Origin of the sequence: Streptococcus oralis (assembly GCF_001579025.1) — a bacterium.
GTDB classification, from domain to species: Bacteria; Bacillota; Bacilli; order Lactobacillales; family Streptococcaceae; genus Streptococcus; species Streptococcus oralis_X.
Genome location: NZ_KQ970235.1, coordinates 755,890 through 778,524, shown reverse-complemented (window position 1 = coordinate 778,524; position 22,635 = coordinate 755,890). Strand labels below are relative to the sequence as shown.

At 40.5% G+C, this 22,635-nt stretch carries 21 protein-coding genes and 1 pseudogene; 10 read left to right on the top strand and 12 right to left on the bottom strand.

Annotated elements, in window-relative coordinates; translation table 11 throughout:
- The 8 genes and pseudogenes from SORDD27_RS10215 to SORDD27_RS03675 form a co-directional block, all read left to right on the top strand.
- A pseudogene (locus SORDD27_RS10215) lies at positions 1-99 on the top strand (DNA mismatch repair protein MutT); the annotation flags it as partial.
- A gap of 12 nt (positions 100-111) precedes the next feature.
- The gene (locus SORDD27_RS03705) at positions 112-1,380 is read left to right on the top strand and encodes a dihydroorotase (protein ID WP_061427395.1); all 1,269 of its coding nucleotides are present in this window, start codon (positions 112-114) and stop codon (positions 1,378-1,380) included.
- 41 nt (positions 1,381-1,421) lie between these two features.
- On the top strand, positions 1,422-2,762 hold the full coding sequence (locus SORDD27_RS03700) for an MATE family efflux transporter (protein WP_061427392.1): 1,341 nt from the start codon (positions 1,422-1,424) through the stop codon (positions 2,760-2,762).
- A 178-nt stretch (positions 2,763-2,940) separates the two neighbouring features.
- Positions 2,941-3,909 (top strand): thiamine pyrophosphate-dependent dehydrogenase E1 component subunit alpha, encoded by a 969-nt coding sequence (locus tag SORDD27_RS03695; RefSeq protein WP_061427391.1) that lies wholly within the window; start codon positions 2,941-2,943, stop codon positions 3,907-3,909.
- Between the two features lie 15 nt (positions 3,910-3,924).
- On the top strand, positions 3,925-4,917 hold the full coding sequence (locus SORDD27_RS03690) for an alpha-ketoacid dehydrogenase subunit beta (protein WP_061427389.1): 993 nt from the start codon (positions 3,925-3,927) through the stop codon (positions 4,915-4,917).
- A gap of 448 nt (positions 4,918-5,365) precedes the next feature.
- A complete protein-coding gene (locus SORDD27_RS03685) occupies positions 5,366-6,409 on the top strand; it encodes a dihydrolipoamide acetyltransferase (RefSeq protein WP_061427387.1) in 1,044 nt (347 codons plus the stop codon).
- Between the two features lie 46 nt (positions 6,410-6,455).
- Entirely contained in the window at positions 6,456-8,159 is a 1,704-nt protein-coding gene (gene lpdA / locus SORDD27_RS03680; protein ID WP_061427385.1) for a dihydrolipoyl dehydrogenase, read from the top strand.
- A gap of 195 nt (positions 8,160-8,354) precedes the next feature.
- A complete protein-coding gene (locus SORDD27_RS03675) occupies positions 8,355-9,344 on the top strand; it encodes a lipoate--protein ligase (protein WP_061427383.1) in 990 nt (329 codons plus the stop codon).
- 75 nt (positions 9,345-9,419) lie between these two features.
- Here SORDD27_RS03675 and xerS read toward each other — a convergent pair whose 3' ends face one another.
- From xerS to ylqF, 10 genes are all read right to left on the bottom strand, one after another.
- Positions 9,420-10,490 carry a tyrosine recombinase XerS gene (xerS, locus tag SORDD27_RS03670; protein ID WP_061427381.1) on the bottom strand — a complete coding sequence of 357 codons (1,071 nt, stop codon included), beginning with the start codon at positions 10,488-10,490 and terminating at the stop codon, positions 9,420-9,422.
- A gap of 139 nt (positions 10,491-10,629) precedes the next feature.
- Positions 10,630-10,920: a hypothetical protein gene (locus SORDD27_RS03665; protein WP_001148766.1), complete on the bottom strand. Its 291-nt coding sequence runs from the start codon at positions 10,918-10,920 to the stop codon at positions 10,630-10,632.
- A gap of 30 nt (positions 10,921-10,950) precedes the next feature.
- On the bottom strand, positions 10,951-11,292 hold the full coding sequence (locus SORDD27_RS03660) for a hypothetical protein (protein ID WP_231069285.1): 342 nt from the start codon (positions 11,290-11,292) through the stop codon (positions 10,951-10,953).
- Entirely contained in the window at positions 11,274-12,515 is a 1,242-nt protein-coding gene (locus tag SORDD27_RS03655) for a hypothetical protein (RefSeq protein WP_061427379.1), read from the bottom strand. Before SORDD27_RS03655 ends, SORDD27_RS03660 begins: the two co-directional genes overlap by 19 nt.
- A complete protein-coding gene (locus SORDD27_RS03650; protein WP_061427377.1) occupies positions 12,515-12,940 on the bottom strand; it encodes a hypothetical protein in 426 nt (141 codons plus the stop codon). Before SORDD27_RS03650 ends, SORDD27_RS03655 begins: the two co-directional genes overlap by 1 nt.
- Before the next feature lie 104 nt (positions 12,941-13,044).
- Positions 13,045-13,488, bottom strand: coding sequence for a hypothetical protein (locus SORDD27_RS03645; RefSeq protein WP_061427375.1), 444 nt, complete (start codon positions 13,486-13,488; stop codon positions 13,045-13,047).
- 150 nt (positions 13,489-13,638) lie between these two features.
- Entirely contained in the window at positions 13,639-14,385 is a 747-nt protein-coding gene (locus SORDD27_RS03640; RefSeq protein ID WP_061427373.1) for a CPBP family intramembrane glutamic endopeptidase, read from the bottom strand.
- A gap of 51 nt (positions 14,386-14,436) precedes the next feature.
- Positions 14,437-15,987, bottom strand: a complete 1,551-nt coding sequence (locus tag SORDD27_RS03635; RefSeq protein ID WP_061427371.1) for a ClC family H(+)/Cl(-) exchange transporter — start codon at positions 15,985-15,987, stop codon at positions 14,437-14,439.
- A 12-nt stretch (positions 15,988-15,999) separates the two neighbouring features.
- The gene (locus SORDD27_RS03630; RefSeq protein ID WP_061427368.1) at positions 16,000-16,779 is read right to left on the bottom strand and encodes a ribonuclease HII; all 780 of its coding nucleotides are present in this window, start codon (positions 16,777-16,779) and stop codon (positions 16,000-16,002) included.
- Positions 16,766-17,617, bottom strand: coding sequence for a ribosome biogenesis GTPase YlqF (ylqF, locus tag SORDD27_RS03625; RefSeq protein WP_000201310.1), 852 nt, complete (start codon positions 17,615-17,617; stop codon positions 16,766-16,768). Before ylqF ends, SORDD27_RS03630 begins: the two co-directional genes overlap by 14 nt.
- Positions 17,618-17,831: 214 nt before the next feature.
- Here ylqF and mazE point away from each other — a divergent pair, with 214 nt between their 5' ends.
- Positions 17,832-18,047 carry a type II toxin-antitoxin system PemI/MazE family antitoxin gene (gene mazE, locus SORDD27_RS03620; RefSeq protein WP_001098942.1) on the top strand — a complete coding sequence of 72 codons (216 nt, stop codon included), beginning with the start codon at positions 17,832-17,834 and terminating at the stop codon, positions 18,045-18,047.
- Positions 18,031-18,387 (top strand): type II toxin-antitoxin system PemK/MazF family toxin, encoded by a 357-nt coding sequence (locus SORDD27_RS03615; RefSeq protein ID WP_061427366.1) that lies wholly within the window; start codon positions 18,031-18,033, stop codon positions 18,385-18,387. The genes mazE and SORDD27_RS03615 overlap by 17 nt, the downstream gene beginning before the upstream one ends.
- Before the next feature lie 33 nt (positions 18,388-18,420).
- Here SORDD27_RS03615 and SORDD27_RS03610 read toward each other — a convergent pair whose 3' ends face one another.
- Together SORDD27_RS03610 and addA are read right to left on the bottom strand one after the other, a co-directional pair.
- A complete protein-coding gene (locus SORDD27_RS03610) occupies positions 18,421-19,599 on the bottom strand; it encodes a hypothetical protein (RefSeq protein WP_061427364.1) in 1,179 nt (392 codons plus the stop codon).
- Between the two features lie 17 nt (positions 19,600-19,616).
- Positions 19,617-22,635: helicase-exonuclease AddAB subunit AddA (gene addA / locus SORDD27_RS03605; RefSeq protein WP_081103379.1), on the bottom strand; the 3,019-nt coding region annotated here is incomplete at its 5' end.

Genomic DNA, 22,635 nt, shown 5'->3' with positions numbered 1-22,635 from the left:
TTTGTCGAGTGGCTTTTAGAGGACAAACCCTTCTTTTCAGCCAAGTTTGTTTATGATGGGGATAAATTGTTGGATACCCAAGTTGATTTCTATGAATAAAGGAGAAAGCAGATGCTACTAATCAAAAACGGTCGTGTAATGGATCCTAAGTCTGGTTTGGATCAAGTGTGTGATATTTTAGTCCAAGATGGGAAAATTATCAAAATTGCTCCGGAAATCAAGGAAGAAGGAGCAGAGCTAATTGATGCTACGGGTCTTGTAGTTGCGCCTGGACTAGTTGATATTCATGTTCATTTCCGTGAACCTGGTCAGACCCACAAGGAGGACATCCATACTGGGGCACTAGCGGCTGCTGCAGGTGGTTTTACAACGGTTGTCATGATGGCTAATACTAGTCCAACCATTTCGGATGTAGAGACTCTTCAAGAAGTTCTCCAGTCAGCTGCCAAGGAAAAGATTAACGTCAAGACAGTTGCGACCATTACTAAGAACTTTAATGGCCAAGACTTGACAGACTTTAAGGCGCTTTTAGAAGCTGGAGCCGTTGGTTTTTCTGATGACGGTATTCCGCTTGAGAGCAGTAAAGTGGTCAAGGAAGCCATGGAAGAAGCTAAAAAACTTAATACTTTTATTAGTCTTCATGAGGAAGATCCCGGTTTGAACGGGATTCTTGGATTTAACGAAAACATCGCTAAGGAACATTTCCATATCTGTGGAGCGACAGGAGTGGCAGAATACGCTATGATTGCGCGTGATGTTATGATTGCCTATGCAACCAAAGCCCATGTTCACATCCAGCATTTGTCTAAGGAAGAAAGTGTCAAGGTAGTGGAATTCGCTCAAGGTTTGGGAGCGCAAGTCACAGCAGAAGTAGCGCCACAGCATTTCTCTAAGACAGAAGCTCTTCTTTTAACTCAAGGTAGCAATGCCAAAATGAATCCTCCACTTCGTTTGGAATCAGACCGTCGTGCTGTTATCGAAGGTCTCAAGTCAGGTGTTATCACAGTTATCGCGACAGACCACGCTCCTCACCATGCAGATGAGAAAAATGTAGAAGATATCACCAAAGCACCATCTGGTATGACAGGTTTGGAAACCTCTCTTTCTCTTGGTTTGACTTATTTGGTGGAAGCTGGTGAGTTGAGCTTGATGGAATTGCTTGAAAAAATGACTGTCAATCCAGCCAAACTTTACAACTTTGAAGCTGGTTACTTGGCTGAGAATGGTCCAGCGGATATCACTATCTTTGATGCCAAGGCTGATCGTACTATTGGTCCAAACTTCGCTTCAAAATCAGCTAATTCTCCATTTATTGGGGAAACTTTAAAAGGGCAGGTCAAATATACTATCTGTAAGGGACAAATCGTCTACAAAAACTAGATGGGATTCTGCTCTATAAACTATAAGAATAGAGAGCGTATATGTATCCAACCCATCAATTTAAAGATAAGTTTGTCTTATTTCTTAAGATATTTTTCCCTATCCTGATTTATCAGTTTGCCAATTATTCTGCCTCATTTGTTGATACAACCATGACTGGGCAGTACAATGCCATGGACTTGGCAGTAGTATCAACTGCAACGAGTCTATGGAATCCTTTCTTTACTTTTTTAACAGGGATTGTTTCGGCCATGGTTCCCATCATAGGCCATCATCTGGGACGGGGCAAAAAGGAAGAAGTAGCATCTGATTTTTACCAATTTATCTACTTGTCTTTCGGACTGTCTTTGGTCTTGCTTGCCATGGTAGTATTCTTAGCGCCGCCTGTCTTAAACCATATCGGACTAGAAACTCAAGTAGCGGCGGTTGCAGTTTCTTATCTTTGGTACCTTTCTATCGGGATTATTCCCTTGTTATTGTTCAGTGTCATTCGGTCATTGTTAGATTCTCTTGGTTTGACCAAACTATCGATGTATCTCATGCTCCTATTACTTCCGCTCAATAGTGGTTTTAACTATCTTTTGATTTATGGAGTCCTTGGTTTTCCTGAGCTTGGTGGCGCAGGAGCAGGGCTAGGAACTTCGCTAGCCTATTGGGTTTTATTGGGCATTTCTCTTCTTGTTTTGTTCAAACAAGAAAGATTAAAAGCGCTACATCTTGAGAAACGTATCCCACTCAATATAGATAAAATCAAGGAAGGTGTTCGGTTAGGTCTACCAATCGGAGGAACCGTATTTGCTGAAGTGGCCATTTTTTCAGTTGTTGGTTTGATTATGGCTAAATTTTCGTCTTTGATTATTGCTAGCCACCAGTCAGCTATGAATTTTTCCAGCCTCATGTATGCTTTTCCTATGAGTATTTCCTCTGCTATGGCGATTGTTGTGTCTTACGAGGTTGGGGCTAAACGCTTTGAGGATGCAAAAACCTATGCTCGTCTGGGGAGAATAACAGCCCTTATTTTTGCTTGTCTTACCCTATCCTTTCTCTACATTTTTAGAAATCGTGTAGCAAGTCTATATGGGAATGACTCTCAGTTCATTGAAACAACTGCTGTATTTCTAACCTACAGTCTCTTTTTCCAATTAGCTGATACCTTTGCAGCTCCACTCCAGGGGATTCTAAGAGGCTATAAGGACACTATCGTTCCTTTCTATCTCGGCCTAATCGGATATTGGGGAGTAGCCATACCTCTAGGATATCTACTAGATCAAGTAACTGACTTAGGGGCATTTGCCTACTGGATTGGGTTAATTGCCAGTTTGATTGTTTCTGGCTGTTTGTATCAATGGCGTTTGAAAACTGTAATGAAAAGATTGAGCTAATTTTAAGAAATTATCCTGAAAAATCACTTTGTGAAAAAATGATCTAACTAGAGAGAATCCCTGTTTTAACAGGGGTTTATTTTTTTATATTGTGAAATTTTATTAGCCATATACTTTGACAGTGTATACTAAAAAAGGTAAAATAGTAAGGTAAGTACAAAGTTAGAAAGGCAAGATTATGTCAACTTTAGATAAAAATCTTTTGCTAGAGATGTTCCGTAAGATGGAAGAAATCCGTCGCATGGACTTAAAAATTGCTCAGTTAGTGAAAAAGGGGAAAGTTCCCGGTATGACTCACTTTTCTGTTGGAGAGGAAGCTGCTAACGTTGGAGCGATGTTGGCTCTCAACCCAGATGACCTGATTACTTCCAACCACCGTGGTCATGGACAGGCTATTGCCAAAGGGATTGACCTCAACGGAATGATGGCTGAAATCCTTGGAAAGTACACTGGAACCTGTAAAGGAAAAGGTGGTTCTATGCACATCGCCGACCTGGATGCTGGGAACCTCGGTGCCAATGGTATCGTAGGTGGTGGTATGGGAATCGCTGTCGGTGCAGCCCTCAGTCAGCAAATGCAACATACTGGTAAAATCGTTGTCTGTTTCTTTGGAGATGGTGCGACCAATGAAGGTGTGTTCCACGAAGCAGTGAACATGGCTTCTATCTGGAACCTTCCAGTTATTTTCTATTGCATTAACAACGGTTATGGGATCTCTGCGGATATCAAGAAAATGACTAACGTGGAACATATCCATCACCGTAGCGCAGCTTATGGAATTCCTGGAATGTTTATTGAAGACGGAAACAATGTCATCGACGTCTATGAAGGATTTAAGAAAGCTGTAGACCATGTTCGTGGTGGCAATGGACCAGTCTTGATTGAAAGTGTCACATATCGTTGGCTTGGTCACTCATCATCTGACCCTGGTAAATATCGTACGCGTGAAGAAGTGGAATTGTGGAAACAAAAAGACCCAATCGAAAACCTTCGTAACTATCTCGTTGAGAACAACATTGCAAGTTCAGAAGAGTTGGAAGAAATTCAAGCACAAGTCAAGGAAGCAGTAGAAGCTTCTGTTAAATTTGCAGAAGAAAGTCCATTCCCACCGCTTGAATCCGCATTTGAAGATATTTACGCAGACTAAGGAGAAAGAGATAAAATGGAAACAAAAACAATGTCGTTCCGTGACACCATTATCCTTGCTATGTCTGAGGAAATGCGTCGCGATGAAAATGTGTTCTTGATGGGAGAAGACGTCGGTGTCTTCGGAGGAGACTTCGGAACTTCTGTCGGAATGCTTGAAGAATTTGGTCCAGAACGTATCCGTGACTGTCCGATTTCTGAAGCTGCCATCTCTGGAGCAGCAGCAGGAGCAGCCATGACAGGACTTCGTCCAATTGTCGATATGACCTTCATGGACTTCTCGGTTATTGCCATGGACAATATCGTCAACCAAGCTGCTAAAACACGTTATATGTTTGGTGGGAAAGGTCAGGTTCCAATGACTGTACGTTGTGCAGCTGGTAACGGAGTTGGTTCTGCGGCCCAGCACTCGCAATCTCTAGAGTCTTGGTTTACACACATCCCTGGTCTCAAGGTTGTAGCTCCAGGTACGCCTGCTGACATGAAAGGACTGCTCAAGTCTTCTATCCGTGATAACAACCCTGTTATCATCCTTGAATACAAGTCAGAATTTAACCAAAAAGGGGAAGTTCCAGTTGATCCAGACTACACAATCCCACTTGGAGTTGGCGAAATTAAACTCGAAGGAACGGATGTAACAGTTGTTACTTACGGTAAAATGCTTCGCCGTGTGGTTCAAGCAGCTGAAGAATTGGCAGAAGAAGGAATTTCGGTTGAAATTGTGGACCCACGTACCCTTGTACCGCTTGATAAGGATGTCATCATTAACTCAGTTAAGAAGACTGGTAAAGTTGTTCTGGTCAACGACGCCCACAAAACAAGTGGCTATATCGGAGAGATTTCAGCAATTATTTCAGAGTCAGAAGCATTTGACTATCTAGATGCACCAATCCGCCGTTGCGCCGGAGAAGATGTGCCAATGCCTTACGCACAAAACCTAGAAAATGCAATGATTCCAACAGTTGAAAGCATCAAAGATGCAATCCGAAAAACTTATAACAAAGAATAATCTTGCATAAATTAAATTATGTAAGATTTTAGAGATTTTTAACTTTAGTAACTTAAGACATGTGTTGTATTCAAGTGATTTGAAGAGTTGCGACATGAGTGAGTCGAATCGATAATATTCGACGAATGAATTAGTAAGTCTACAAGGTTGGCCGCCTAATAGCGGCAACCGTAGCAACTTGAGACGCGTTTCGTGTCCAAGTTACTTGTAGAGTTGAACACGGGCTAAAAGCTCGGAAAAAAGATAAATCTCCTTGGCTTCATCAAAGTCTGCGTAGATTTCCTATTTTTCAGTCGCTTTTTACGCCCTTAGTATCATGTAATTGAATTCGGACGGAGGTCTGCGAAAAAAAGATAGATTTCCTTGTGTTCATCGAACACATCGTCAATCTCCTATTTTTTCATTGCCCTCTTCGTCCTTAATATCTTAGTATAGAATTGGAGAGGTCATGGCTGATGACAAGCTAAGAGCGACTCCTGCGGCTAGAAAGTTAGCGGATGATTTAGGGATCAATCTCTACGATGTTTCTGGCTCAGGTGCAAACGGTCGTGTCCACAAAAAAGACGTGGAAACTTATAAAGACACAAACGTGGTTCGCATTTCGCCACTTGCAAAACGAATTGCCCTCGAACATAACATTGCTTGGCAGGAAATCCAAGGAACTGGTCATCGTGGTAAGATCATGAAGAAGGACGTTTTGGCCTTGCTTCCTGAAAATATCGAAAACGACACCATCAAGTCTCCTGCTCAAATTGAAAAAGCGGAAGAAGTTCCAGATACTATCACTCCTTATGGTGAGATTGAGCGTATTCCGATGACACCAATGCGTAAGGTCATCGCCCAACGTATGGTTGAATCTTACCTAACCGCGCCAACCTTCACACTCAACTACGATGTCGATATGTCAGAAATGTTGGCTCTTCGTAAGAAGGTTCTTGAGCCAATTATGGAAGCGACTGGTAAGAAGACTACTGTAACAGACCTTCTTTCACTCGCTGTTGTGAAAACATTGATGAAACACCCATACATCAATGCTTCATTGACAGAAGACGGCAAGACCATTATCACTCATAACTATGTCAACCTTGCGATGGCGGTTGGGATGGATAACGGATTGATGACACCAGTTGTTTACAATGCTGAAAAAATGAGCTTGTCAGAGTTGGTTGTAGCCTTTAAGGATGTCATTGGTCGTACCTTGGATGGTAAATTGGCTCCAAGCGAACTCCAAAATTCAACCTTCACAATTAGTAACTTGGGAATGTTTGGCGTTCAGTCCTTTGGTCCGATTATTAACCAACCAAACTCAGCTATCCTAGGGGTTAGCTCAACAGTAGAGAAACCTGTAGTTGTCAATGGTGAGATTGTCATTCGCCCAATCATGAGCCTTGGGTTAACCATTGACCATCGTGTTGTAGATGGTATGGCTGGTGCTAAGTTTATGAAAGACTTGAAAGCCTTGATTGAGAACCCAATCTCAATGTTGGTTTAAAAAATACAGTATTTATTTTTAGAGATATAGATAAAGGAAGTAAGACATGGCCTTAGAAGTAATTATGCCAAAAGCCGGCGTCGATATGACAGAAGGACAAATCGTCCAATGGAATAAAAAAGTCGGTGAATTTGTAAAAGAAGGAGAAATCCTTTTAGAAATCATGACTGACAAAGTCAGCATGGAATTGGAAGCCGAAGAAGATGGATACTTGATTGCCATCCTTAAAGGAGATGGTGAAACTGTTCCAGTAACTGAAGTTATCGGTTACCTTGGCGAAGAAGGGGAAAACATCCCAACAGCTGGAGCGGCTGCACCAGAATCAAAACCTGCTCCTGTAGCTAGCGCCTCAAACGACGACGGCAAGAGCGATGATGCCTTTGATATCGTTGTGATTGGTGGAGGTCCTGCTGGATATGTAGCAGCCATTAAAGCTGCCCAACTCGGTGGAAAGGTTGCTCTTGTTGAGAAATCTGAACTCGGTGGAACCTGCTTGAACCGTGGATGTATCCCAACTAAGACCTACCTTCACAACGCTGAAATCATCGAAAACATCGGTCATGCAGCAAACCGTGGTATCGTCATCGAAAATCCAAACTTCACTGTAGATATGGACAAACTCCTTGAAACCAAGTCTAAGGTTGTTAATACTTTGGTTGGTGGAGTTGCAGGCCTTCTTCGTAGCTACGGAGTTACTGTTCATAAAGGAATTGGTACCATCACTAAAGACAAGAATGTCTTAGTTAATGGTTCAGAATTGCTTGAAACCAAGAAAATCATCCTTGCTGGTGGTTCAAAAGTCAGCAAGATCAATGTTCCTGGTATGGAATCTTCACTCGTGATGACAAGTGATGACATTCTTGAAATGAACGAAGTTCCAGAAAGCCTTGTTATCATCGGTGGTGGTGTTGTCGGTATCGAACTTGGTCAAGCCTTCATGACATTTGGTTCAAAAGTGACTGTTATTGAAATGATGGACCGTATCGTTCCAGCTATGGATGCGGAAGTTTCTAAGAATCTTCGCTTGATTTTAGAACGCAAAGGTATGACTATCTTAACAGGTACAAAATTGCAAGAAATCATCGAGGAAAATGGACAACTTCGTATCAAGGTTGAAGGAAAAGACGATATCATTGCAAATAAAGCTCTTCTTTCAATCGGTCGTGTGCCAGATCTTGAAGGAATTGGCGATGTTGAGTTTGAATTGGATCGTGGTCGCATCAAGGTTAACGAATATATGGAAACTTCTGTTCCTGGAATCTACGCACCTGGTGACATCAACGGTACGAAGATGTTGGCGCACGCAGCCTTCCGCATGGGTGAAGTTGCCGCTGAAAATGCCCTCAAAGGAAATCATGCTGTTGCCAAATTGAACTTGACTCCTGCAGCCATCTATACTCTCCCTGAAGTAGCAGCAGTAGGTTTGACTGAAGAACAAGCACGTGAGAAATACGATGTTGCAATCGGTAAATTCAACTTTGCAGCCAACGGTCGTGCCATTGCATCGGATGCTGCTCAAGGTTTCGTAAAAGTCATTGCAGATAAGAAATACGGGGAAATCCTTGGTGTGCACATCATTGGTCCTGCAGCCGCAGAATTGATTAACGAGGCATCAAGCATTATTGAAATGGAAATCACTGTTGAGGAAATGCTGAAGACCATCCACGGACACCCAACCTACTCTGAAGTGATGTACGAAGCATTTGCGGATGTTCTAGGAATGGCTATCCATTCACCTAAGAAAAAATAAATAAGATTTTCAACTAAATTTTCTTAAAGTAGTACGGACGGCAGCGACCTCTATTAGAGTTCCATGCCTAAAAATTGAGCCTCTTGTCTCAATTTTTCCGAGAAATGTAACGATAACACGTTACATTTCTTTTTACCACTTTAGAAAATTTGATTGCTATGAACAGAATTTAAAAACTAAATTTTTGGAAATACTATGAAATACATTATCAATCATTCAAACGACACTGCTTTTAATATCGCCTTGGAAGAATATGCCTTTAAACACCTTTTGGATGAGGATCAAATCTTCCTACTTTGGATTAACAAACCTTCTATCATTGTTGGGCGTCACCAGAACACTATCGAAGAAATCAACCGTGACTATGTTCGAGAAAATGGTATTGAGGTAGTCCGCCGTATCAGTGGTGGTGGAGCTGTTTATCACGATCTGAACAATCTCAACTACACCATCATTTCAAAAGAAGATGAAAACAAGGCCTTTGACTTTAAGAGTTTTTCAACTCCAGTTATCAATACCTTGGCTCAACTCGGTGTTAAAGCTGAGTTTACAGGCCGTAATGACCTTGAGATTGAAGGTAAGAAATTCTGTGGCAATGCCCAAGCCTATATCAATGGGCGTATCATGCACCACGGTTGCTTGCTCTTTGACGTTGATTTGTCAGTCCTTGCTAACGCCCTCAAGGTTTCAAAAGATAAATTTGAATCAAAAGGTGTGAAATCTGTCCGTGCCCGTGTAACCAATATTGTCAATGAATTACCAGAAAAAATCACAGTTGAAGAATTCCGTGATTTACTATTGGAATACATGAAAAAAGAGTACCCAGAGATGACTGAATACGTTTTTTCTGAGGAAGAATTGGCTGAAATCAATCGCATCAAGGATACAAAGTTTGGTACTTGGGACTGGAACTACGGCAAATCACCTGAGTTTAACGTCCGTCGTGGAACAAAATTCACTAGTGGTAAGGTAGAAGTCTTTGCCAATGTTCTTGAATCAAAAATCCAAGACATCAAAATTTATGGTGACTTCTTTGGTATCGAGGACGTTGCTGCAGTAGAAGATGTCCTCCGTGACGTGAAATACGAACGCGAAGATGTTCTTAAGGCCTTAGAAACTATTGATATTACACGCTACTTTGCTGGAATTAGCCGTGAAGAAATCGCTGAAGCGGTAGTGGGATAAAAAGAAAAAGAAGTTGCATATTATAGCAACTTCTTTTTTTGAGATTTTATTTACATAATTATTGTTACGTATCAATCATAAGCTGTCCAAAGCATTCTTTTGTTCATCATTGACGATATGGGTATAGAGGTCAGTGACTTGCGTGCTGGCATGTCCTAATTGGTGGCTGACCAAAACTTGCGATTTAGTTGCATCATAGAGTCTGGTTGCTAAGGTATGGCGTAGTTTGTGGGGAGTTACTCGGACTTTGAAGTCCTCAGAGTACTTAGCAACCATCTTTTCAACACTAGAAGCATCAATACGATTGGGAACGCCACGATATAAGGTCAAAAAGAGAGCTGTATCTGTCTTTTCCGTCTTATAGCGTTGATTTCGAATGGCTAGATAATTCTCTAGGTAAGGCTTAGCAAAAGCAGCGACATTGACAGAATCACGTTTCCCCCCTTTTCGAGTGACATCGATCACCATCATTTTGAGATTGAGGTCTCTTAGATCTAGATTAACAGCTTCAGATAAGCGGACACCAGACGCTAGGAGAAGGGCAATAATGGCCAAATCACGTTCTTTGTTCTTATTAAATGATGAGAGAGCGCGATTTGAGAGCTGTTGTGGGTACTCCTGATCGATATAAGTTAGAAAACCTTCTGTTTCATCACCTAGAAAGAGTTTTTGCTTGATGTTTTCAGCTCTAGCAGCAAGTGTTTCTTTCTTTTTCTTGGTTGAAACTTTCTTCATTACATTACGATAGAAATAAGGCTCTCCTTGGTCGTTTTCAACCTCCTCGGTCAGATACTTGTAAAGACTAGAAAGTGCTGATAAGGTCCGATTGATGGTCGTCTGAGATACACCTTGCTTGGTTGTATTAGCATTCAGCAATGGACGTTCACGTAGATATAGGATAAAAGCTTCCATATCTTTCTTAGACATATTTTCCAAGACCGATAAAGGAATGTCAGACATTTTATCAGCATTTGAAATTCCAGATTCCAAAACCCAGCTGAAAAATCGATCGTATTCCTTGAGGTATTCGTACAAGGTTGTAAAACTGTAGGGAACAGCAAGCTTAGATTGGTAGTATTCCAGAACATACCAGGGCATGACTTGTTTGAGTTTATCAATACGTTCTAATAAGATCTCACGTTTCATGTTTTTCTCCAAATCTCTCTATACTAGTAGTATAGCATAGCCAGATATATTTTTCAAGAAAATTATAGTTTTTCGGAAAGATATTATAAGAAACTTAAAACAGAAGTCTAACTTTCCCCCAGTTATCCTGAACCCTTTATTAAATTTCATCATACTTGAGCAACATATTCGGAATCTTTTCTTCAAGACTCTTGCGAACTTTACCTTGAATTGCAGTGTCCATCTGGCTGTTTATGCTTGTAATGGTTGATTTGGTTTCTGTAGCAATTTTCTTTGCTGCTTTATTAAAGTTATCTTTTAATTTATTTTTTGCTGTTATCGCTAACTTTGCTTCCGTAATGATTCGGTTTCTTTCCATCATTCGATACATTTGTTTCAGTGCATATTGGTATTCTTCATCCGTGTAGTATTCATTCATTGGTGCTTGCATAATCTCTCCTTAATCTGTGAAATTCTTCGTCTAAATCATTTCTTTTTTACGAAACTCGTTATCGTATTTTTCTCTCTCATCTTCGAGTTTAACCCTATGATCTCTATATACTTGATTCGAAAAGTGTCTCAAATTTTCTATTTCTATAAAATAGTCTCTAACATCATCAGCACTTGTCTCAAATTTTCTCAAAATATGATACATTTTATCTACTTCTTCGGAAATTAGTTTTTCTAAGTTTGCATTTCGTTCGTCTAGATCGAGGGCTTTGTTATCAAGTTTCTTCTTTTCTTGATAATATCGTTCTTCTAGAGTATACAGTTCTCTCTCTTTCTCTCTTATTTCCTCCCATTTTACATCTTTTCTTTCCATTGTCGAAACTCCTTGGCTAATTGCTTGTCTGTTGCTACTGTTTTTTCGATGACTTCCTGTAATTGTTTATCCAAATTTTCAAATCCTTGGGCGGAAGCATTCATCTTAGTGGCTGTTTGATTTATCTCTGTCTGAAACGTATCGATGAACTGTGCTTGAGTGATGCCTTGACTAGCAAAAATGGCATCAACCTCGTAGGGAGCCAAGGCTGTGTAGCTTGTAAAATCAATTTTTGACCAAATTTCTTGTAATTCTTGATTGGCCTTTTTGGCTAAGGCGCTCACTTCATCAGCTCCAGTTCTTGCTGCCGTAGCCATAGATGATGATAGGATAGAACCTTGAGCTGCATCTAAGTATATTTCCTCAGAACTACTAATGCCACCTGATGACCATTTTGACTTCAAGTCCTTGTAATGAGCCATTCCTCGGAGACTGTTGGCATAGGCTCGATAAACGCCACTGATTAAGGGTTTTCCTCCTTTACCATCTACAAGTTGACCAGTTACAGGATCAAACTCCCAATCACCTATATTGTGGCTAGTTCCGTCAAGCCAATATATGGTATCAGGCATTTCTAAAAATGATTTATTGAATAATTCAGGATGGTTGAAATCATTTCCAAACACAACAACATCATAATTCCTTCTATAATCTATAAACATAGCAGGATTTTTATCTATGAATGCTTTTTCCTCATTAGAAAGTGAATTATAAAAAAACCAAGCATTGAAGGTAGTCGTAGGGATGTGGTATTTAGCTCCTACCTTCAGCATATAAGAACCTTGTGAATAGCCAGATAGTTGACTGACTTCATATCGGGGATCATCCATAATTTCTTTTACAAATCGGTCTGCTACATAATATTGAGGGGATAAACCTGACTCTCTTTCTGCAACTGCTGTTCCGACATCAATCTTAGTAGGACTCCCAGGGTCCGTTCCCGCAGCAATCACAGCTACATTTTTATAATCTGGTTCACCGTTGACTATTGGTGCAACTGCCAGTCCATCAAATCCCGTTACTGGGTCAGACTTAGTGGCAACAACACGGAATTCTTGACCATCGGAAGTGGTTATTGTATTGGTTTCGTTTTTAGGATCAATATTAGACTTTTCTACAACCTGTTTTGTCTTTTTTCTACTTGGAAACTCTTCGTTCACACTATAAACAGCATAATCTTGGTTTAAATTATTCAAGTGTTCATCAGTATATTGGAAATACATCATAGTTCTCCTTGCTCACTATCAGAATAAGTAATTTTCACTGAATTTAAAGTTTGCCCTTTATGAGTTTCTAAATACTGCCAATCTTCGTTTGTTTCTTGACGTCCACCATAATTGGTTTTATAGTTTAAATGATGATTAATTCCATATGAAAGAGTTCTTTCATCTTTAAATTTAATTTCGACATCACAAGACCACGAACCAGGAGGGCTTGTGTACTCTGGATTGGAAATTTTAATCTCCTCAATCCCTTGGTAGGAATTCTTTAAAGCATTCACCAAACTAACTTCATACTCTCTATTTCGACGTTCTTCTTGAGACTTCCCTAACATACTAAACATAAAAACACCTCCTGCTGTAATGAATGCAACTAACAAAACGATTAGTATCCTTTTATGGCTTTTTTTATTGCTGGAATTATTCATTTAAGCTTTTCCCCTTTTTCTACTTGAAAACTCTTCATTTACCATATAAATAGCAAAATCTTGGGTTAAATTATTCAACTGATTATCAGTATAATTAAATACCATTATTGCTCTCCTGTTTCACCATTTGAATATCGTACTAATATTGTAGATTCTGTTTTACCAATGTGTTTTTGAAGTATCGACCATTGTTGATCAATTTCTTCATTAGTATTCCCTTTCATAAGACCATCATGGTTTTCTTTATAGGTTAATCTGTGATTAATTCCATAAGTAATAGTTTGACTATCATTGAACTGTACTGAAATATCACAAGACCACGAACCCGGTTTGTCATTATAGTAAGGATCCATAATCTTAATCTCCTTAATCCCTTGGTAGGAATTCTTTAACGCATTAACCAGACTTACTTCATATTCTCTATTTCGATGTTCTTCTTGCGATTTTCCTAACAAACTAAACATAAAAATAGCTCCTGCTGTGATGGTTGCGAGTAACAAAATGATTAGTATTCTTGTATGACTTTTTTTAATTCCAGAATTATTCATTTATGCTTTTCTCCTTTTTCTTATTATACAATATTCTAATCATTCTTAACAAAGTAAGGGGTAAAAATTATACTATATACTGAAAAATAGATTTCTAATTCTTAAAAAACCAAATCTTTTTTGATTTGGTTTTGAAGATTTATATTAATTTTATTCATACCGATTATACTCATCTTTTTTATGTATTACCATATAGCAGGATACCAAGATGACGAAAATTTTGATTAGGTAGGTTTCGTATCGATTAGTATCTATGGTTAGCTGAGACAAGACGTTAATGATCGAATGTGTCATAACGCAAATCCAGAGATTCTTTGTTTTGATATAAAGAGCTGAGAGTATGAAAGAATTCGTTAGCAATCCAAATAAAAACGGTAGAATTTGCAGAGTTGCTAGGGAGTCATCTATGTAAAAGAACAACAGATGCCAAATTGCCCAGCTGAAAAAGGTTAGGATTGTTGAGTAAAAATATGGCAACTTTTCTTGTAAAATTGGTTGAAAGACATATCGCCATCCAATCTCTTCTATACCACCAAAGACAATAAATTTGAAGAATATCAAAAATGGGAGATACCAGCTAAATTCTACTATTTGCCCACCAAACATTAGAAAAGAAAAATCAAGGACAATAAGGAAAAAAGATAATAAATAATGTTTGTAACTGGTATGAATGTTAAAAAAATCGTTAACGATCTTCTTAAAAGGAATATGAAAATAGTGATTTGCAACAATGATTCCCCAAAGTGCTGAAGAAATGCCACCTAGAAAGATTCCTAAAATAGATAATAGATTGGAATGAATAGAAAAATGATTCAAGAGAAAGAAAAGGAGGCAAACTGATGCTATTTGGCTAAATGTGCCTAGCAAATATACTGCAATTGCCTTATTTCTTTTCATAGAGAATCCTTTCAATAATATTTTACGTAAAATAAATTATGTAAAAAGAACTTATAACAACAAATCTTTGACTTTTCCAATTTCACTTTTTGGAATCACTAGGTGAATCATATCACCCAGATACATTCTAGTTGAGCCGTTAACGGTTTGGCTTTTGCCATTATGGACTTGGGTGGTGATGAGTACGTTATGTGGCAAGTTGAGCTCGTGAACCTGTTTTCCTGCTATTTTATCTGATACAGGGATTTCAATGAGGGTGACTTCTCCTTCATCTGTCGCTTCTTCTGGCAGCATTTTTTCGAGCATGGCCTCATAGACTGGAGCACCCTTGAGCAGATCCATAACAATGTAGGCGACTAAGGTCACTAAGCCCAGTGGCATGAGGTTTCGAATGTCCCCTACCATCTCAGTAACAAGTATCATAGCGGTTAAGGGAGCCTTGGAAATTGCCCCAAAGTAGCCACTCATTCCCAGAATGACAAATATAGGGAATTGTTCCTGACTGACAAGCCCAAGATTGACACAAATGACACCAACTAGGGCACCAAGTAAGGAACCGAGCGCCAAAATGGGTAGGAAAATTCCTCCTGGGAGGCCACTTCCATAGCTAATCATGCTCCAAACAAAGCGAATCAAAAAGTAAGCTAATAGAACTTGGAAACTAAAATTTTGCTCAGTTAAGGAAAGAACGAGCTGATTTCCACCACCAAGGATTTGTGGTAAGAAGATGCCGACTGGTATGATAAGGATAAAGGCTAGGATTGGATAATAAGCTTTATCCAAATGGATTTTTTGACCAATCCAGTCATAAACTCTACCGACATTGAGTACAGCCTTCTCATAGAGAAAACCAGAAAGTCCGAGAAAAACTCCCATAAAGAGGTAAATCCAATACTGGTCTAGGGTCATGAGAGGAATGTTGTCTGGCATATCCAGTACGGGTGTTAGGCCAAATATGAGCAGAGAAACAAAGTTTGCTACGAGACTGGCTGCTAGAGTTGAGACCCAGAAAAAGCGGGAAAAATGGTGATAGACTTCTTCTACAACAAAGAGGAGACCTGCAATTGGTGCATTAAAGGCAGCTGCTAAACCTGCAGCAGCTCCACTGGCAATCAGAGAACGTTCCTCTACTGGGCTAGATTTGAGCCACTTGGCTATACCTTTACCACCAACTGCTCCAAGTTGAATACTTGGTCCTTCTCGACCTAGCATAAGGCCACTGGCAATAGCCAGAATACCTAATATATATTTTTTCCAGAGGACACTCCACCAGTTAAGAGACATGAGTCCTTTTAGTTCGGCTTCGACTTGAGGAATTCCTGAACCCTTGATATCTTTTTCTGACCGAGTTAGTTTCGCACTAAGCCAGCAAACTATTACATAAAATAGGCCAATGATAAAAAGATTGCGCACAAGGTGCGCTTGATCTTGATAAAGTTCTTGTATCAGATGGAAACCCTTTTCGATTAAGAAACGAAAAGATCCGACGATTAGCCCGACGACGAGACCAACAATGATCCCTCGTCCAACTTGGGATAATATGGTGCTTGAGGCAAAGGCAAATTCTTTCTTGGAACTGAGTGTTTCTGACTGTTCCTCCATAATCATTTCCTCTTACTTGTCTTTCTTAGTTGAAACCAGTGTTTTGACTGGTTCAAAACTGGTTCGGTGAATTGGGGTGACACCTAGTTTTTCTAGTCCGTCTAGGTGTTTAGCTGTTCCATAGCCTGCATTAGTAGCGAAGTCATAGCCGGGATATTGATTATCATAGTCCTTCATAATATTATCCCGTGTCACCTTGGCCACTATAGATGCAGCTGCGATGGAGAGGGAGTTAGCATCTCCTTTGATAATAGAGGTTTGTGAAATTGGTAACTCCAGTTTCATGGCATCTATCAAGAGGTGCTTAGGCTGCGGACTGAGCTGGGAGATTGCTTCCTTCATGGCCAGTTTGGTCGCTTCATAGATATTGACTTGGTCAATGATGTGATTATCCATGATACCAATTCCGATTGCCAAGGCCTGGTCTTGAACGGCTTGATAAATTTCTAAATGTTTCTTTTTAGGGATCTTCTTGCTATCGTTGAGGCCTCTAATCTTACAATTTTTTGGTAAAATAACGGCTGCAGCGACTACAGGTCCAGCCAGCGGACCACGGCCGACCTCGTCAACACCTGCTATTAAGGTCACTCCTTGCTTGTAAAATTCTTTTTCATAGGAAAGCATGGATTCCAAACGAAGGTCTTCATCCAGTTCAGCCTGAATTGCTTTTTTACGCTTGGCGATTTCCTTTTGAACTCCAGAACGGGTATCTTTTTCGATTTCCAGAAAAAGAGGGTTGTCTAAGTCTTTGACAGTAGAAAGAAGTTCTCTGATTTCTTTAATCGTCGTCATCGATATCGTCCAATGTATCTAAGGTGTAGTTACCGAGTTTTCCATCACGAACTTCCTTCACGAAAAGACTGTAAAAACGGTCGTAGTCGTCACGGAAACCGAGGGCGCGCGTCATATCCATGATGATAACAGGAGCCTCTTCTTCTATCTTCATTTGTTTGAAGCGTTCAGCAAGCTTTTCTGGATAGTGTTTTTTGAAATAATTGAGACCAAAAATGGTCACTTCATCCATTGGGAGTAGTTGATCTTTAATTGCTCCAGTCAAGGCTAGTTTCAAAGCAACGGTTTCGTCTTCGAACTTAGGCCAGAGAATCCCTGGCGTGTCTAGGATTTCAAGATCTTTGTTGGTTTTGAGCCACTGTTGCCCCTTGGTAACACCTGGTTTATTGCCGACAACCGCAATCTTTTTCCCAGCCAAACGGTTCATGAGAGTTGACTTACCGGCATTTGGAATTCCGATAATCATGGTCCGCAAGGTTTCGATCTTGATACCGCGTTCTTTCTGGCGTGCAATCTTATCAGCCATGAGTTTTTTAGCTGCATCCGTCACAACTTTTACAGTTACTTGCTCTTTGGAGTTGATAGCCAGAGTTTGGATTCCCTGTGATTCAAAATACTGACGCCATTCTTTGGTCATTGCGGGGTCAGCAAGATCTGCCTTATTCAAAATCAAAAGCTTTGGTTTATCACCCACAATCTTGGTTAACATAGGATTTTGACTAGATAAAGGTAGCCGAGCATCCACCAAAATCGTCACAAAATCAACAAACTTTAAATTCTCCTGAACTTGTCGCCGAGCCTTAGACATGTGGCCCGGAAACCATTGAATAGTAGCCATAATATTTTCCCCTTCCGACTAAAAAAACGTAGTAAAAACGTTTTCTTTCTTACTACCTATTCTATCATAAATGAGGAACTTTTGCACAGGCTTTGACCACAATAAATGACAAATAGTATTGGTCCGAAACATCCTTGATACCAGTCAGGATTTACTTGACTTTTTTTGCCAATAGGTATATACTTAGTGTATACTAATTCGTGGAGGTAGAGCAATGAATACAGTAAAGACTCGGAAGGTAGGGAATTCTCTCACTGTGACTATTCCTAAAAATTTGGGGATGACAGAAGGTCAAGAAATGGTTGTCTACAAAGGGATTGACGGAGTCATTGTCTTAGCTCCAAAGTTGAAAGATCCTTTTGATGGGATTACTGATTTGAGAATGACAAATGATTTTGAAGGGGTAAGGTCACTTGATAGCGAAATCTGACTATATTCCTGAAAAGCAGGATATCATTTGGCTGGACTTTGATCCATCAGTCGGTCGAGAAATCCAGAAACGGCGACCTGCCTTGGTAGTTTCTAGGAGAGAATATGCCTTGCAAACTGGTTTTGTTGCTGTCTGTCCTATCACTCATGGCCAACATCGTTTGGCAGAAAAAGGCTTGCTCGTTCCTGTCTCATCGGACAAGGTAGATGGCGCTGTCAATCCATTTCAACTGTATACCTTTGATTTTCGGATGCGAAATGCTCAAAAAATAACAAGAATGGACACGCAGTGTTTTCAGAAAGTCGTCCAACTTTACCAGTACATATTTGGAGATACTTAAATCCTACCCTGCATAGACAAGGTAGGATTTTTTCTATATGAGTAACCTATTTAAGAACGGGTGAAGGCAATTAAGGAGAATTCCTCTAATCCAGCTTTCTTGTGCAGATGATAGATGTTCTACCTGAAGGCATTCTTTTAGAAAATCGCGGACTTGTTCTGGTGCAATTTCAAACTCAAAGGACTTCATCTTGTAGAAAAAGTCGATGAGATGCTCAGATAAGTAACCATCTGAAAAGGGTACTTCTCCACTTTTTCGATACTCTAGTAAGAGTCGAGAAAATCTGGCTTTTTCATCAGGCAAATCACGAAAATAGGAATTAAGAAGCCAAGTCTGCTTCTGCTTTCGTTCAATAGGATCTTGATTTGCAATTCGCTGATCCTTTTCCAACTCCTTTTGGTTTTGTTTAGCCTTGATAGCCCGTTCTTCTCTATTCTTACCAAAGAGGATTTTCTCCCATTTTCGTTCTTCTTGGGTCAAGGTTTCTGTAAAGCCAAAGTAATCTTGATAGGCTCGTTCTGCAGGCCCCATGGCAAGAATGAGGTTGTCAGCGTATTGCTTGGCGATCTTATCTCTTTTCTTTCGTTCCTTCTCTGCCTGAATCCGTAAATGCTGCTCGTAGTCGATTTTCTCCTTGCCTAGTTTGACAAGGTAGAGTTGGTCATCGGTCTTACCAAGTAAAAAAGGTTTGATACACTTTTCCAGCACTTCTTCCATACGAGCCTTCTTCTTTGGCTCTGCCTTGGTCCAACTTCCGCCTTGAAAGACTTCTAGGAAGAGCTGATAATCTTTCTCAGGCGCGAATTGATTGCCACGATTGGCTTTGAAAACTCCTTTTTCCAAAAACCATTTTAGAAGTCGTTCGTCAAAATCGCTTTTATTGACCTTGATTTTTTCCTTTTTCTGAGCTTTTCTGGTTAGGTTTTCAACTTTTCTGAGTAGTTTTTCTTCCTCTTCCAGTTGCTGGTCTAAAGTGAGTCGATGAAAGTGACGAACACAATCGCTACCAATCGGAAAGAGGCGTTGACCTGTAACTCCGTTAAAGAGTTCGTAGGCATATTTTATGGCGTTCCCGCAGACACAATTACTACGGCCAATGCCATTAAAAATCAAGGAAACTTCATTCCATTCCTTGGTAGCTTGATCCCAAGTATCGGCTTTTGAAGCCTGTAAAACCGCATCGTGCAGGGATTTTCTAACTGGAAGTGTCATGAGGTCTCCTTTCTAGGTTATACTTTTACAACTTGAACCTCGTCTTTACCGAGTAAAATCAAGTATTTTTCTATGTTTTCAATCAAATACGCTCTAGATAAAGCCTCTCCGTATAGGGCTAACTGACCACGGTAGCGGTCTATGAGTTGACTTGGTTCATCGTAACGGTCTGTCTTATAGTCGAAAAGAATAATTCTGTCCTCGTAAAGCAGATAGCCGTCCAAGATCCCACGAACAACAAAGTCTTCCTGACTCTTTTGGTCCCGCTTGAGCATAGAGAAAGGTTGCTCGCGGTAGAGATGGTCAGTGTTGGTAAGAATCTCCTGACCAAGTGGTGTGTCAAAGAAAGCTAGGATTTTAGAAAGATTGATCTTATCTCTGACATCTGGGCTGGTTTGAACTTGTTTGAGAGTTTCTGTCAGGTTAGCAAGCGTTGGTTGTTGACTAAGGTCAATTCTTTGCATGAGTTCGTGGGTTGCACTACCAATCTCAGCTCCAGTTACCTTTTCTTTAGTTAAAAAATCAGGTAAATCAAAGCTAATTTGCTTTTCCGGTGATTGAGTTTGGTTAGTAATTTCTACCCCTTCCATATCCATAACCGGTTCGTAGAATTTCTTGATTTGGCTTGGGGTTTGAACACTAGGAAGCTCAATGGCTGCGCGGTGGAGACTATTATAAACCTCCACCTCTTTCAACATTTCCAAAGCCTCTTTGATGGTTTCAGACTGGCGGTTGCTTGCTTGAGAGCTATCTTGGAGAGGGCTCTTGTTCTCCAACTCCCCAATAGCTTCTCTAGTCAACTGGTCTTCACCAAGAAAACGATAGCTAAAGTTGAGATTTTCCTTGGCAAATACTTTGGTAATAGCCCAGATCCAATCTTGGAAATTTCTTGCTTGCAGTCTGGTATTGCTATCTAGTTTTCCATTTTTAGCTGCTGGGTATTCCTTTGTTTCCAGCTTTTCACGAGAGCCCTTACCGACAAGATAGAGCTTTCTCTCGGCTCGCGTCATGGCAACATACAGCAGACGCATCTGCTCTGAATAGCTAGCCAGTTGCAGTTCTTTCTCATTATGGATATAAGTCAGACTAGGAATGGAGAGTTTGATGGTTTTAGGATAGTGTGCTTCCACTGCTCCTGTTCCCACCTTAGCAATGTATTTGACACCAAGCCCATTTTGACGGCTGAGAATGACGTCTGACATTGAGTCTTGTTTGTTGAAGTCCTGATCCATGTTGAGGATAAAGACATAAGGAAACTCCAGTCCTTTGCTCTTGTGAATGGTCATGAGTTCCACGGCATCTTTAGGTGGAGCGACAGCTACGCTTGCGAGGTCATGCTGAGCTTCCAAAACCTGATCAATCATACGTATAAAACGCGACAAGCCCTTGAAATTACTCTTTTCAAACTGGTCAGCGCGCAGAGCTAGGGCGTAGAGATTAGCCTGTCTAGCAGGTCCGTTTGGCAAGGCTCCAACATAGTCATAATAAAAACGGTCATTATAAATCTTCCAAATCAAGTCATAGAGAGAGTGGGTTTTGGCATATAAGCGCCAAGAATCCAAGATATCCATGAACTGATTTAGTTTTTCAGCTAGAGCTGTATAAATCAAGTTTTTCTGACTTGTTGCCAGTTTTTGAGAATTGACCAGTTTCTCATAGAGATTTTCTTGGACCTTATCTTCTACTTTCTGAAGGGACAAGCGTGCCAACTCGTCCTCATCAAAGCTAAACATAGGAGACTTCATCAGGGCAACCAAGGCATAGTCTTGCAGGGGATTGTGAATGACACGCAGGGTGTCTAGCATGACTTGTACTTCTAGGGATTGGAGATAATTGTTTTGATCACCGTCGGTTTTAACTGGAATTCCATACTCAGACAGGGCGAGGAGAATCTGGTCATTTCGACTGCGGCTAGAGGTCAAAAGGGCAATTTTTTTGAAGGCAACACCTTTTTCCTGATGAAGTTTCAAGATTTCCTTGATGACCAGGCGCATTTCACCAGTGAGTTTCGTTTCTGCTTGGCTCTCTTCCTCCTCTTGCCCACTATCGTCCTTATCGTAGAGGAGAAATTCTGCCTTGTTGTCTGGATTAGGAGTCAGTTTGGTATTGGCAAAAACAAGCTGGTGCATGCTATCATAGTTGATTTCGCCGACCTCTTGGTCCATAAGGCGTCCAAAAACATCATTGGTTGCTGATAGCACTTCTGAACTGCTACGGAAATTTTCCTTGAGGAGTATCAACTTACCCTCTTTAGGATTTTGCGCATAGCGTTGAAATTTTTCATTGAAAATTTGGGGATCTGCCTGACGGAAACGGTAGATAGACTGCTTGATATCTCCCACCATAAAGCGATTGTGACCATTCGACAGCAATTCCAGCATCCGTTCTTGAATGTGGTTAGTATCCTGATACTCATCGACCATGACTTCGTGGAATCGTTCCTGATAAGCCTCGCGGACTTGTGGGAAATTCTCTAAAATCTCAATGGTGTAATGACTAATATCAGCGAATTCAAAGGCGTTTTCCTGGCGTTTACGTTCTCGATAAGCCTCCACAAAATCACTCATAAAGTTTTGGAAGGTCTTAGCTAGATCCCAGGTGTCTACATGATAACGCTCTTGATAGTCGAGAATGGTTATCTGGTCCGCTAGTTGTCCTAGTTTAGCAAACTGGGTCTTTCTCTCTTCGTTGTAGGCATCAGCCAGTGGCTTCAAATCGGCCTTACGACTGGAGTTAGCTAGAGATCGACCATTTTTCTCCTTCGAGATGGCGACAACACGCGCAAGCACTGCTCGATAAGCCTGGCTATCGGACTCTTGATTTAAGGAGCCAATTTCATCCAGAACCTGTTGAACAGCTTCTAAATAGGCAGCTTTTGGAAACTCCTTGGCATCGTTATCCAGATGATAACGGAAGAAACTTTCCAAGTCCCAAAGCCCCTGCTTGATTTGCTCGGTTTGTTTGTCTTTCTCATTTACAAAGTCGGCTTCTTCAAACCCTTTGAGAAAAGACTCGTTCAACCATTTTGGGACTGCT